Below are 13,317 nucleotides of genomic sequence, written 5' to 3' on the forward strand. Positions count from 1 at the left end.
GTGCTTATTTTACAGACCAAGCAATCGCCTCGCCGCCACGGATTGGCACAACAATGTCTGAACCGAAAGGCATTGTCTCAGATACATTCCACTCTTCTTTTACTAGAGTGATGGTGTCTGTGTTACGTGGGATACCGTAGAAGTCAGGGCCATTGTGGCTCGCGAAACCTTCTAGGTTCTCAAGCTTACCTTCTAGCTCGAATACTTCTGTGTACAGCTCTACTGCAGCGTGCGCAGTGTAAGAACCCGCACAACCACATGCTGATTCTTTAGCGCCTTTGGCGTGTGGTGCGGAGTCTGTACCCAAGAAGAACTTCTTGCTGCCGCTTGTTGCCGCTTCGATAAGCGCTAATTGGTGCGTGTTGCGCTTTAGGATAGGAAGGCAGTAGAAGTGTGGCTTAATGCCGCCAACCAACATGTGGTTGCGGTTGTAAAGCAGGTGGTGAGCGGTGATAGTCGCAGCAACGTTGTCGTTCGCGTTCTTCACGAAAGTCGCAGCATCTGCAGTTGTGATGTGCTCTAGAACAATCTTCAGGTTAGGGAAGTCGTTCACAATCGGTGCAAGTACTGTGTCCAGGAACTGCTTCTCACGGTCAAAGATATCAACATCGTGAGTCGTTACTTCACCGTGTACCAAAAGTAGCATGCCAACTTCCTGCATTGCTTCTAGTACGTGGTAAATCTTTTGAGCAGAAGTTACGCCTGAATCAGAGTTTGTTGTTGCGCCAGCAGGGTATAGCTTCGCTGCTACAACAGCGCCAGATTCTTTCGCTTTACGAATTTCATCAGGTGTTGTGTTGTCTGTCAGGTAAAGTGCCATTAGAGGCTGGAATTGTTCACTTGGCTGCTCTGCCATGATGCGTTCACGGTAAGCAAGAGCCATTTCGGTATCGGTTACCGGTGGGATGGTATTTGGCATGATTAACGCTCGACCATTGTAACGGCTGATATCGCGAACTGTATCTTTTAATACTTCGCCATCGCGTAGATGAACGTGCCAGTCGTCAGGACGAGTAATCGTAAGTTGTGTCATTGAAGGCTCCCACCATTTGAAGTGTTATGTAGTTGGAGCCTAAACTCGGCGAAATCTGTGAAAGCAATCGCTTACGTTTAGGCGACAGGATGATAGTGGAAAAGCACTTTCATTTCATCCTATTTTTAACTCTTCAGGGCTAGGAGCTTGTTTTTATGCCGTTTTAATTCAGTATTTATTTTTGGATACGGGTTAGCGAGTCGCCACCCAGAGTCCATGGATCATCCCTGGCACCCAGAAGAAGAAAGTCAGGATGATGTTAATCAATAGGTCTTTACCTGCGCCACGAGCGAAGAACACGCCAACAGGCGGAAGTAGTACACATAAGATGATAATGACGAGTTTGTTCATGATAAATCCTTTTTATTCAATGAAAGTTCAATGCGATAACCGTGTTCACATTATAGAACGTATGGAGAGTGTTACTGCATTGCTGCCTTAATGTATCAAGATAGAAAGCTAAACATCTCAAGATACTAGCTTAGTATCAAGTGTTTAATGCCTGCCAGTTTATCTATTTATAACCATTTGTTAGCATTGGCACAAACAACAAAACATTGGAATCGTTATGTCGCAGTCACCTATAGATCGAAAGGCTTCAGAGCAAGCTCCTTCCTTATCTCAAATCAACGTGTTTCCGGTTAAATCAGTAGGTGGGATTGCACTCTCTTCTGCTTGGGTCGAAAAACAGGGCCTTACCTTCGACAGACGTTTTATGTTGGCCTTGGCTGACGGCTCAATGGTGACGGCGCGTAAGTACCCTAAAATGGTCAAGGTGTCTTCTAGCTTGCAGCCAGACGGTTTGATTTTTACTTACGAAGGCAAAGAACCGCTGCGCCTAAAATATGCAAACTTCAAGATGCAAGAAGCGCCTGCAACAGTGTGGAAAGATAGCTTCACTGCGTATACCACCAACGACGAGGCGGATGATTGGTTTAGCGATGTGCTTGGTGTTCGCGTAGAACTTCTGTTCTGTGGTGAGCAATCTAATCGTGTTCGAGAAAAGCTTGGTCAGAATGTCAGTTTCGCCGATGGTTACCCGATGTTAATCATCAGCCAAGCTTCGCTTGATGAGTTGAATCGCCGTAGTCCTGAAACGCATTCCATGGATCAGTTCCGCACCAATTTTGTCGTCTCAAACACTGAAGCGTTTGCTGAAGATGGTTGGAAGCGCATTCGAATTGGTGAGGTTGAATTCGAAGCGGTTAAGCCTTGTGAGCGCTGTATCCTAACGACAGTCGATGTTGAGAGCGGCGAATTCAGAGCAACAAAAGAGCCACTCAATACCTTTTCTACGTTCAGAGCCAATGAACGTGGTGGCGTTTTCTTTGGTCAGAACCTTGTGGCGAAAAATGAAGGTCTGGTGAAAGCGGGTGACGTTGTTGAGGTACTTGAAACCAAAGAGAAAGAACACTACGAAGACTCTTGGGTCGAGTCACTGCACTTAACTTGCGTCGAGCGTGAAGAGATCGCTCGCGACTTCACAACCTTTTGGCTAGAGCCAGCGAAAGAGAACAATTTATTGCCAAGCTATCAGCCGGGGCAGCATCTACCGATTGAAATGGTGATTAATGGCGAGAAAGTGTCTCGTCGTTACACGTTATCTTCTAGCCCTTCACGCGCAGGTCGTTTGGCGATTTCCGTGAAGCGAGTGGACGATGGTCAAATCTCAAACTGGCTCAATGATCACTTCCAAGTCGGTGACACGCTAGTTGCTCAGAATCCAGATGGCGCATTCTACTTAGAAGATAACCCAACACATCCATTACTGCTGTTATCAGCGGGAAGCGGCATCACCCCTATGTTGTCGATGCTTCGTTACTTAGCCGACCATGGTCAGATTGATGATGTGGTGTTCTATCACCAATGCAGCAGTGAAGAAGATATCCCTTATCAAGCTGAGATTGATAAGATCGCTCGCGAACATGCTGGTCTAAGTGTGATTTATTCACTAAGCCAACCAACGAAAGAGTGGGATGGTTTGTCAGGTCGTTTGAGTGTGTCTCATGTCGCCAAAATTGAGGACCTTCATAAGCGCCAAGCATTCGTGTGTGGCCCTGACGGCTTTATGGATAATGCCAAGAAATTGCTGATTCAAATGGGGCTGAATCCTCAACATTATCATCAAGAAGCGTTTGGTGTTGCTCAATCAACGGAAGAAGCGGTGAAGCAACTGCAGTTGAGCGTTAACGGCTACCTGTTCGAAGGCAACAACCAATCAACACTACTAGAGCAAGCTGAGTCGGCAGGTGTGTCTATCGCATCAAGCTGTCGCGCGGGTTTCTGTGGTGCTTGTAAAGTGACCCTTGAGTCTGGGCAAGTTCATCAACCTGATGTACCGGCGTTGCAAGAGCATGAACGCAACATGGGGCAAATACTGGCGTGTTGCAGTGTGCCTCAAACTGATATCGAAGTTGTAGACTAACTCGGTAGGTCGGAAGGCCAGAAAGAAAAGCACATTGAATAGAAAAGGCCGGAAGTTCACTGAAATGAACTTCCGGCCTTTTTGATTCTAAGATTAATTCAAACAATTAATCGTAGATCGTTGGGATCGGTTGACGCTTGTGCTGTGTTGCTTTGTAGATGCCTACTAAGCGGTCTGACACATCTTGAGGGACTTCTTTACCTTCAAGGAAATCATCGATTTGGTCGTAAGAAAGGTTCAATGCTGCTTCGTCGGCTTTCTGTGGATCAAGCTCTTCTAGGTCGGCAGTAGGCACTTTCTTAACCAATAGCTCTGGCGCACCTAGCGTTGCTGCAAGTTCACGAACTTGACGCTTGTTCAGGCCAAACAAAGGCGCTAAATCACATGCACCGTCACCGTGTTTGGTGTAGAAGCCAGTGATGTTTTCTGCTGAGTGGTCAGTACCAATCACAAGACCACCAACGTAACCCGCAATTTCGTATTGCGCGATCATGCGAGCGCGAGCTTTCACATTACCTTTAACAAAGTCGATTTTTGCTGAGTCTGTTGGTAGTAAACCTGTACCTTCAAGTGCAACGTGAGATGCTGCGTGAAGCCCATCAACACCCGCTTTGATGTTTACAGAAACAGATTGAGAAGGCTGGATGAAAGAGAGAGCAAGTTGTGCTTCATCTTCATCTTTTTGTTCGCCGTAAGGTAGGCGAACCGCAATGAATTGGTAGTCGTTGCTGCCAGAGTTTTCATTCAGGCTATCCACGGCCATTTGTGCCAAGCGGCCACAGGTCGTTGAGTCTACACCGCCACTGATACCAAGGATCAGAGACTTGCAGCCTGACTGCTGAAGTTTCGTTTTAATAAAGTCCACACGACGAGTCACTTCGAAGTGAGGGTCAATTGAAGGTAGTACGCGCATTTCGTCACGAATTAACTGTTCCATTCGTATTCCTTTCCTGCAAGCAAATTAAAAATCTAGTGTTATCATACCTAAATCATCCGATTTAAAAACCTCTTTGCACAAGCTTAGAAAGAGAAGGCAGTAATAAACAATGGAAAAAATAGCCATTTTCGGTAGTGCGTTTAATCCACCGAGCCTAGGGCATAAAAGTGTGATTGATTCGTTGGCTCACTTTGACAAAATTCTACTCGTTCCAAGTATTGCCCATGCTTGGGGAAAAGAGATGCTAGACTTTGATACGAGATGTCAGTTAGTTAATGCATTTATCAGTGATCTTTCACTGGATCAAGTTGAGCTTTCGTTGATCGAAAAGAGCTTATTTACACCCGGCGAAAGCGTGACGACTTTTGCTGTACTCAGTGAACTGCAAAAGTTACATCGTGACGCTGAACTGACGTTTGTTATTGGCCCAGATAACTTCTTTAAGTTCTCATCTTTCTATAAATCAGATGAGATTACCGAGCAGTGGTCTGTAATGGCTTGCCCTGAAAAAGTGAAAATTCGCAGCACAGACATACGTAATGCACTGATAAGTGGAAGCGATGTTGCAAAACTGAGTACAAAGTCAGTTACAAAGATGTTGCAAGATAGTGGACTGTATCAGATAATGTGAGTTCACTAATCAAGAGGTCAGAGGACTATGCTAAAGAGCGCGATACCAGCGACGTTGATCATGGCAGCATGTAGTATGCCTGCGTATGCTGAGTGTGATTTTTTTAGCTTAGATTCAATCATGCTGACTTCTGATGAAGATGACAATTGTCTAGATTTCTCGACCAGCATTGAGTCTTTTGGCCAACGTATGATGGAAATCAGTGGGCTGAGCGATGATGAACCGGAAAGCACACCGGACTATTGGTCTGACTGGGTTCTTCAAACCAAAGACTCGCCATTGCTGACACAAAGCATTGAGTCAAACTATGTTGGCTTGGGTATGTGGTTTCCAGAAGACCTTGAAGATGAGCAGTATGATATGTCGACTGAAGAGTGGTTGATGAATCATGGTCTTCAACTCAGCATCGGTTTTGGCGAGAAAGTCGAAGGGCAGCCGCGTATGCGCTTTGATTATCGTTGGCACAACTCACGTGACGCCGACCTAATGATGCAGGTTGAGTTGCCATTTTAGACAGGCAGATACACAGATAGATTGCTATCTACGTCTAAATAGTAAGAATTAAAAAAGCCGCAAAAACTCAGTTTTTGCGGCTTTTTAGTATCTGGCTTGCGAGTTTTAATACCAGCACTCACTTTCCGGCAAGCTATAAATCTTCACCAAAAACAAGCATACACAGTTGCTCGAACTCTTCTTCTTTACCTGAGAACAGATCATCAATCACAAGTGAACGTTTTTGACCTGACTGCATGCGTTTCTTCGCTTCTCGCATCACCATCACCAGAGTGTGCTCTTGTGGCAGGTTTGAATCATCAATGTTCCATTGATTGAATCGCTGAGAAAGAGCACTTTCGCAAAGCAGTGGTTTAAACGACAACACTTCTTGCTTCAAGACAGAAAGCATATCTTTAAACGCTTGTTCCGTATTATTGGCATTGGAAGCACGAGCTTTGGTTTGTTCTAGCTTTTCTAGTAGTGCCGAAGAGAGGTTCGTTTGCGTAATGTAACCCGCTTGTCTTGGGAATGAATCCGTCAAACGAACAGAAAAATCGACACGGTTAACCTGAGTGTTTGGAAAGTAGGTCAGTGACGTTAGGCAGTCGTGTGGAATCCAGACGCTTTGTCCTGGTTCAACGGCATACTCTTGTTTGCCTAACTTAATCAAAACCAAGCCACTTTGAACCGATACAAGGCTATGTTTAAGTACTTTCTTGCGTGGTGTGATCACCAAGTGTGAAAAGTAAGCCGATGTATATTCAATAGCGAAGTTCATAGATAGTACCTTAATTTTGGGGCGTCAAGATTACCGTTAATCTTAAAGAATGCCAACAATAACAGGGGATTTTCAATGTTTCTGGTCTGACCTTGTCAAAAGTATGGGCTCTGTAGCTGCGAGAAGTCAAAACAACGCGTAGAATGAGCCAGCTTTTTATTATATGAATTAAAAAATGACCTCTCCAACCGATCCATATGTTGATATTCGCCCTTACGGCGATGATGAAATTCCAGCGGCACTAAACCGTCTTATTAATGATGAAGAATTTATCAGTGCAATCTTGCACTACCGTTTTTCAAACCATGCGTCTTGGTTCAAAGCATTAATGAGCCCGATTTTGCGTGTGTACTTAAAAATGAAATGGAGCAAGCTGACTAGCGTTGAATCCATTCAGATTGAAGTGAAAAAGTACTTACGCGACACGTTAGCGAAAACCACTAGCGGTGTGACGTACACTGGTATCGAGTCACTGGATGCGAACCAAGCTTATCTGTTTGTATCAAACCATCGTGACATTGCTATGGATCCTGCGTTGGTAAATTACGCTCTGCATCAAAATAATCATCAGACTTGTCGTATCGCTATCGGAGACAACCTGTTGAAAAAGCCATGTGCGACTGAATTGATGCGTTTAAATAAGAGCTTCATCGTAAAGCGTTCTTTGAAAGGACCGCGTGAGATGATGAAAGCGCTAGGGCAGTTGTCTTCTTACATTAAGCACTCTCTAGAAACGGGCAACTCAATCTGGATCGCTCAAAAGGAAGGTCGTGCGAAAGACGGTAACGATTTTACTGAGCCAGCAATTTTGAAAATGTTCCACGTTGAAGGACGTAAGCAAAAAATTGCTTTCCCTGAATACGTGAAGTCATTGAAGATTGTTCCTGTGGCTATTTCTTACGAGAACGACCCATGTGACACGGCTAAAGCGATAGAGCTTTTCGAAAAAGACGTAAACGGCAGTTACGAAAAGGGTGAGTTTGAAGATATCGAAAGTATCATTCAAGGCATCATCGGTGATAAAGGACGCGTTCACGTTGGTTTCGGTCAGGTTATCGACCAAGATTTTGATACGCCTGAAGCGCTTGCTGAAGAGATCGATCGTCAGATCCACGATAACTACAAACTGTTCCCAGTAAACTTGCTGGCAGCAGAAAAAGAAGATGAGTCGATTACAGCGGCCGTTAAACAAGAGTTTGAAGCTAAACTGTCGAGCCTGCCACAAGGTGCGCGTCAGTACTTGATCGATAGCTACGCCAACCCAGTGAAGAACATTGGTTAACGAGCGTTAGTTAGCTTGCTAGTTGATTAGCAACTTGATTGAATTGAAAAAGGAGCCTTGGGCTCCTTTTTTGTTTCTGAATCACCATTTGTTGCTGCGATCGAGCATTAACGTATTAGAGCATTAGAGCATTAGAGCATTAGAGCATTAGCCTGAATTAGCGAGCGACTGCACCACCGAGATCTAGATTGGTTGGCCATTTGGTTACGGTGTTGCCGCCCAGATAGATGTTGCCTTTGACTGTCATGGTCTCGGGGAATGTTGTAATCCCAGAACCACCTATATAAAGGTCGCCGTCAATCACGATCCCGTTGGGTAACTCGGTTAAAGGAGTGCGGATCACGCTCAGATCGCCTTTTACTCTAAAGCCATTCGGTAGCCTTTCCAGTGGAGTGTCGGTGAGGTTGATAAAGCCGCCCACTCTTACACCTCTTGGCCAGCTGGTGATTTGGCTGCCAATCAAGTCGACGTAACCTTTTATCTTAACCCCGCTCGGGACTCGAGCGAGTTGGCTGTTAGAGCCTTTAAGGCTGCCGTTCACTTCTAACCCTTTGGGTAGGCGTGTGATCGCAGTATTCTCTATATTGAGATTACCATCTACCACCAAGCCAGTTGGAAGTGATCTATAAGGCTTATTTCGTAGATATAAGTTTCCGTAATTATCGAGATGGTTCAATATTTGATAGTGATCGAGTGGTTCAGCACTGACATTTGTTATGGTTAAGGAACCAATAATAAGTGCAATTATTCTGAGCATAACAGGCTTCTTATTACGATAGACGCTTACACTATAATGGAAAAATTAATCTCGCATAGTGTTTTACCCATTTGGCGGTAGATTAACGAGGAATGGAGCAAAGATGATAGGTAAATCAATGATTAGAGTAAATATACGAATTATTAAGGTCTTTCTGATAGCCGCTTCATTGTTTGGCTCAATGTCTGCGAGTGCCAATAAAGTAATTTCAACGCCCGGTAAAGCTGCGGTAGTGGTGACACAAGGCAGTCAACAGCAACGAGTTTGTTATTATGATGACAAGGCTTATAGTATTGGGGCAGTGTTAGAGGTAGGGGGCGTAGTGATTCAGTGCGCTGCAGAAAATGATTTTGAGCAAAATGGGTCACTGGCTTGGGTTCAATTAAAAAAAGACGAGTAATTCACTCGTCTTTTAATAAGCATATAAATGCTTATATTAACGCGCTAGAGAGCGAGTCTTAAGTTCAAAAATAATCTTCTCAGCGCTAACTTCAAATTTAAAGCGAGCGTGCAACTCTGTGCTTTCTTCAGTCATCTCTGATGCTTCGAACTCAACGTTGCTAGACACTTGTTTAGCAAGTTCAACATACTTAGCAAACTCAGCTTCAATCAGTGCTTTTGAGTTTCCGTAAACCGTTACTTCAGCAACATCGTCGCCTTCTTTAATGATGAACCCGATTTCGCCTGCACAGCCGCAAGCCTCACATACATCGTTGTTACCAATATCTTGGCTCATAAATAATCCTCTTACAAAGTCTGAGGTTATTCTAACGAGCAATTTGAACTGTATCTACAAAAATTAAAACCTTTGAACTAATTTATACTGGTATGCTATGTTGTTTGTTAAGGTGTTTGATGAATATCTATATTCGCGCCGCCAAATATGTATGTGATTTACCTCACGTTTTGTTGAAGAGGAATGTTATTAATATGTCAGAATATCATTCACTTAGTTGCGCCAGAAATGATTTTATAAGACTATCTATCGCTTGATAGGTATTTATACAATGAATTTTTCGTTGGGTATTTCATATTCTAAGTCGTTATTTAAAATTATCGACTTAGGATTGTAAGGTGATTTTCGAAGAATAATTAGACAAAGTGTCCAAAGAGGCATCACTGTAAAATTGTTCGTACATAGTATTTGTGTGAATTTAGTTATAAATACTTGCGAAAAAATACCTTGCTCACATAATGCTGATAACGATTTTCATTCTGACTTCATTTGATTGAGTTAGATGGATTTACAAAGAGAAGAGCCTGAATATGCCAAAGCGTAGTAAAGAAGATACAGAAATCACGATCCAGAAAATCATGGATGCCGTTGTAGACCAGCTACTAAGATTGGGTTACGACAAGATGTCATACACGACGTTGAGTCAACAAACGGGTGTTTCTCGTACAGGTATAAGTCATCACTTTCCAAAGAAAACGGATTTTACTGCTGCTCTAGACGGTCGTATTTTCAAGATGTTCATGGAACACATTGACTTCGAAAATGGCCTTGACGCATTTTCAGCTAGCTGGGTTGCAGCACTTGAAGACGCTGAGTTCCTAGCAATCTTACGTTTACTTTTCCATCATATCGTTACTGCTGAGAGCGCACATGAGTTCGCTGCAAACGGTATTGATCGTCTATACAAGCTGACTGAAACTCAGTTTGGCGATACTAGCGGTAAAGAACTAGAGTGGTTGATTGGTAAATCATTGATTCGTATGAGCCAATAATCAGCACTCAATAAAAGAAGCTCCTACGGGGGCTTTTTTTGTGCTTGCAGTTTCACTTCTTGTGCGTTTTTCTCTTCAGTGTTAAAAGCTAAGTAACCCTAACAAGTAGAGTTCATTTCTAGAGCCTCAAATGCTCTGGGTGAGCCGTTTTATAGCTTATTGCTATGGTTACTAACAAAATTGAGTTTAAGGCGAGAGAGAGGCTGTGAGCCAATAAAAAAGCCTCGACTAAATCGAGGCTTTGAATGGTGTCGGCGTTAGAAGGAACGAATACTCTAAATGCGCCAGTTTTTGATTGTGGTTATTGTGCGGGATGAACCTGAGGGAAGCTCATGGTTGGGTGTTTTTCTACGATACTTTTGTAACCATACACATCTTCTATCATCGAAGGTTTCAGTGCATCCCAAGGCTTGCCATCACACACCAAATTGCCATCTTTCAATACCACCAATCGATCGGAATACTGCGCGGCTAAGTTGAGATCATGCAAAACCACGATAACCGCGGCATTGTGGTTATCGGCTAATTCTCTCGCAATCTTTAAGGTGTTGTGCTGGTGGGCAAGATCCAGTGCAGAGGTTGGTTCATCAAGCATCAAAATACATTGGTCACCAGAGTGGTGAAGCTGAGTTAACACTCGAGCCAAGTGCACTCGCTGCTTTTCACCGCCTGATAGCGAAGGATAAAGTCTTTCACTCAGGTGAGTCACATCAGCAACATCCATTTTTTGGCTAGCAATGCTGGTCAGCTTCTTGTTGGATTCTTGCAGAGGAATCCCACCAAGCTCGACAACTTCATGTGCCAAGAATGGGAAGGTCAATGTGCTGTGTTGAGGAAGCATAGCAAGGTGCTTCGCTAACTTTTGAGAAGGCCACTTGTCTTTACTGTGTCCAAAATACTGGATATCGCCGTTGCTTGATATCTCTTGGCACAAAGCTTTAAGCAGCGTGCTTTTACCTGCGCCATTTGGCCCAAGCAGTGTGGTTACCTTTCCCGCTTCAATCTCAATAGAAACGCCATCTAATATCACTTTACTGCCGAACTTCACTTCGATATCGGTCGCTTTTAAAGCTGAAGGAAACATTAAAGGATTCTCCCTTTCTGTTGAAATAGTAGATATAAGAAGAATGGGGCGCCGATAATCGCAGTGACAATACCAACAGGAAGTTCAGCCGGAGCAAGTACCACACGTGAGAACATGTCTGCGGCGGTTAGCAGCAGTGCGCCTAGTACCGCTGATAGTGGCAACAGAACTCGGTGGTCAGGGCCTGCCAACATGCGACCTAAATGTGGGATAACCAATCCAATAAAACCAATCATGCCAGACAGGCTAACTGTGATACCAACGCCCGCAGCCGTCAGTAGAATCAGCTTTCGTTTCAGCTTTTGAACTGGGATACCAAGGTGTTGCGCTTCTGACTCGCCCAGTAATAGAGCATTTAGAGACATCGCTTGGCGGTAGAAAACAACAAACAAGCCAACGAGCGTGACAGCTGCCAGCAAAATTCCTGACCACTTAGCGCCCGCCAATGAACCCATCGACCACAATGAAAGATCGCGCAGCATTTGGTCATCAGCAATGAAATTCAAGAAGCCAATACCTGCGCCAGAGAGCGCACTGATCGCCACACCCGCCAACAACATGATGGTGACAGAGGTGCCGAATTTACCTGTACCCAGCTTATACACCAGCAGCGTGGTTAAAGCGCCGCCAAGAAAAGCGAACACAGGAACCGCAGCAAAGTTCATGAAAGCAGGGTATTGAAGCGATAGCTCAGAGAAAAGTACGATGGCCAGTGCTGCACCTAGCGCCGCACCAGCAGACACACCGATGATCCCAGGCTCAGCAAGCGGGTTTCGAAATAGGCCCTGCATAACAGCACCACATAACGCGAGAATCGCACCAATCAACATGCATAAAATGGTTCGAGGTAAGCGAATCTCTTGAATCACCAAGTTGATGTGGGGTGCTAAGTCATTGTTTGGCTGAAGTAAGCTCGCTGCGCTGTCAGCCAAGCTAATGTTCATTGGCCCAACGGTGATTGAAAACAGTGCGACGAAGACTAGGGTAGCACCTAGGCCTAACATCGATGTTTTCAGCGGGACGGATCGTAACAACATAAAGGGCCTCAATATCTATCGCTAACTTCGACCTCCTTCAACAACAGCGTGAGTCAGTTGGTGAGGGAAGCGAATTAGCGATAGCAGAAATAGGGTGGTTGAGTTATAGCGGGTAAATAAGTGCGTTTAGACGCTTTGCTTCAGAGAGGCTTTCTAGGCCAAGCCCGCCAACCAAAGCACTGCCATTTACGGTAATGATTTGCTTGTTCATACCTGCAGGCGTTGCCGCTAACATAGGTAGCGATTTCAGGATGGCATCAGCACCGCCCATTTTTTGGTAGCTACGACCACTGACTAAAATCACATCTGGCTGCATTTCTACCAGTGATTCCATCGACAGTGGCTTGTAAGACGTTAGGCTTTGAGCTGCAGGGTTGATACCGCCAGCTAACTCGATGATTGCGTTTGGCGAAGTTTCACCGCCAGCAACGTTCGCAGGGCGACCTTCGTGCAGCAACAGGAAAAGTACTTTCTTCGCTTCGTTACTTGGTACCTGGTTCGCTTTCAGTGCTGCAATCTTCTGATTTACTTCAGCTTTAACTTGCTGCGAGTGCGCTTCGGTATGGGTAATCTTGGCGATTTGGTCAATACGCTTTAACAGCCCTTCCACGTTTGCTTCGGTGTTGACGATCTCTACATCGACGCCTGCCGATTTTAATTGAGAAATCGCGTTGTCTGGTCCCATTTCATCTGAGCCAATCAATGTGGTTGGCTCTAGGGCGAGTAGACCTTCAGCAGACAGGTTTCGGTGATAACCAATCTTTGGCAGGTTTTCTCCTTGAGGGAAGTGGCTGGTCACATCAATCGCGACTAACTGCTCTTCGGCACCTAATGCCAAAACCAATTCAGTAACGGCACTACCAGCACTGATGATTCGAGGTTGTTCAGCGTCGTTGGACATTGCGGGTGCGCTAAGTGCCAGGCTGATTGCAGCTAATGAAAGAAGAGGTGTCTTGGTCTTTAATTTATTGAGCACGTTTAAGTTGTTCATAATAAGTTCTTTATATTTTCTTTTTGTATCGCGAAGATACTCAGTGAGCAGTCCGTTCGCATTGTGAGTTCGAATCGATAGAGAGGCTTAGTCTGCTTGTTTAGTTTTATCAACCAGAAGCCAAACCTCGTGAAAATTG

At 44.6% G+C, this 13,317-nt stretch carries 15 protein-coding genes; 6 read left to right on the top strand and 9 right to left on the bottom strand.

The features are described from left to right. Positions 1 to 4: 4 nt before the first annotated feature. A complete protein-coding gene (pyrC, locus tag AB4167_RS01270; protein ID WP_372135998.1) occupies positions 5 to 1,033 on the bottom strand; it encodes a dihydroorotase in 1,029 nt (342 codons plus the stop codon). Between the two features lie 192 nt (positions 1,034 to 1,225). Then, entirely contained in the window at positions 1,226 to 1,384 is a 159-nt protein-coding gene (locus AB4167_RS01275; protein WP_004731890.1) for a YqaE/Pmp3 family membrane protein, read from the bottom strand. A 217-nt stretch (positions 1,385 to 1,601) separates the two neighbouring features. Between AB4167_RS01275 and AB4167_RS01280 the strand changes: the two genes are divergently transcribed. Next, positions 1,602 to 3,458 (top strand): hybrid-cluster NAD(P)-dependent oxidoreductase, encoded by a 1,857-nt coding sequence (locus tag AB4167_RS01280; RefSeq protein WP_136978879.1) that lies wholly within the window; start codon positions 1,602 to 1,604, stop codon positions 3,456 to 3,458. 106 nt (positions 3,459 to 3,564) lie between these two features. On the opposite strand, the gene nadE is transcribed toward AB4167_RS01280, so the two are convergent. Next, positions 3,565 to 4,395, bottom strand: coding sequence for an ammonia-dependent NAD(+) synthetase (nadE, locus tag AB4167_RS01285; protein WP_017062768.1), 831 nt, complete (start codon positions 4,393 to 4,395; stop codon positions 3,565 to 3,567). Between the two features lie 109 nt (positions 4,396 to 4,504). Between nadE and AB4167_RS01290 the strand changes: the two genes are divergently transcribed. Beyond that, entirely contained in the window at positions 4,505 to 5,026 is a 522-nt protein-coding gene (locus AB4167_RS01290; RefSeq protein ID WP_017064305.1) for a nicotinate-nicotinamide nucleotide adenylyltransferase, read from the top strand. A gap of 27 nt (positions 5,027 to 5,053) precedes the next feature. After that, positions 5,054 to 5,539 carry a hypothetical protein gene (locus AB4167_RS01295; RefSeq protein WP_136978881.1) on the top strand — a complete coding sequence of 162 codons (486 nt, stop codon included), beginning with the start codon at positions 5,054 to 5,056 and terminating at the stop codon, positions 5,537 to 5,539. A 133-nt stretch (positions 5,540 to 5,672) separates the two neighbouring features. On the opposite strand, the gene AB4167_RS01300 is transcribed toward AB4167_RS01295, so the two are convergent. Then, the gene (locus AB4167_RS01300; RefSeq protein ID WP_017067957.1) at positions 5,673 to 6,299 is read right to left on the bottom strand and encodes a hypothetical protein; all 627 of its coding nucleotides are present in this window, start codon (positions 6,297 to 6,299) and stop codon (positions 5,673 to 5,675) included. Between the two features lie 175 nt (positions 6,300 to 6,474). Here AB4167_RS01300 and AB4167_RS01305 point away from each other — a divergent pair, with 175 nt between their 5' ends. Beyond that, on the top strand, positions 6,475 to 7,581 hold the full coding sequence (locus AB4167_RS01305) for a 1-acyl-sn-glycerol-3-phosphate acyltransferase (RefSeq protein ID WP_017064308.1): 1,107 nt from the start codon (positions 6,475 to 6,477) through the stop codon (positions 7,579 to 7,581). Between the two features lie 157 nt (positions 7,582 to 7,738). Here AB4167_RS01305 and AB4167_RS01310 read toward each other — a convergent pair whose 3' ends face one another. Continuing rightward, the gene (locus AB4167_RS01310) at positions 7,739 to 8,338 is read right to left on the bottom strand and encodes a hypothetical protein (RefSeq protein ID WP_065583700.1); all 600 of its coding nucleotides are present in this window, start codon (positions 8,336 to 8,338) and stop codon (positions 7,739 to 7,741) included. A gap of 103 nt (positions 8,339 to 8,441) precedes the next feature. Between AB4167_RS01310 and AB4167_RS01315 the strand changes: the two genes are divergently transcribed. Continuing rightward, entirely contained in the window at positions 8,442 to 8,738 is a 297-nt protein-coding gene (locus AB4167_RS01315) for a YnjH family protein (RefSeq protein ID WP_102332681.1), read from the top strand. A 36-nt stretch (positions 8,739 to 8,774) separates the two neighbouring features. Here the strand turns inward: AB4167_RS01315 and AB4167_RS01320 are convergent, their stop codons facing one another. Further along, a complete protein-coding gene (locus tag AB4167_RS01320) occupies positions 8,775 to 9,074 on the bottom strand; it encodes a YfcZ/YiiS family protein (protein WP_017062761.1) in 300 nt (99 codons plus the stop codon). A gap of 530 nt (positions 9,075 to 9,604) precedes the next feature. On the opposite strand from AB4167_RS01320, the gene AB4167_RS01325 reads away from it, so the two are divergent. After that, on the top strand, positions 9,605 to 10,066 hold the full coding sequence (locus AB4167_RS01325) for a TetR/AcrR family transcriptional regulator (protein ID WP_004731875.1): 462 nt from the start codon (positions 9,605 to 9,607) through the stop codon (positions 10,064 to 10,066). 301 nt (positions 10,067 to 10,367) lie between these two features. On the opposite strand, the gene AB4167_RS01330 is transcribed toward AB4167_RS01325, so the two are convergent. The 3 genes from AB4167_RS01330 to AB4167_RS01340 form a co-directional block, all read right to left on the bottom strand. Then, a complete protein-coding gene (locus AB4167_RS01330) occupies positions 10,368 to 11,150 on the bottom strand; it encodes a heme ABC transporter ATP-binding protein (RefSeq protein ID WP_017062759.1) in 783 nt (260 codons plus the stop codon). Beyond that, entirely contained in the window at positions 11,150 to 12,187 is a 1,038-nt protein-coding gene (locus AB4167_RS01335) for an iron ABC transporter permease (RefSeq protein ID WP_048609731.1), read from the bottom strand. The genes AB4167_RS01330 and AB4167_RS01335 overlap by 1 nt, the downstream gene beginning before the upstream one ends. Positions 12,188 to 12,290: 103 nt before the next feature. After that, entirely contained in the window at positions 12,291 to 13,178 is an 888-nt protein-coding gene (locus AB4167_RS01340; RefSeq protein WP_372135999.1) for a hemin ABC transporter substrate-binding protein, read from the bottom strand. Positions 13,179 to 13,317: the final 139 nt, after the last annotated feature.

The organism is Vibrio sp. 10N.286.49.E11 (genome assembly GCF_041469505.1).
Taxonomy (GTDB): Bacteria; Pseudomonadota; Gammaproteobacteria; order Enterobacterales; family Vibrionaceae; genus Vibrio; species Vibrio crassostreae_C.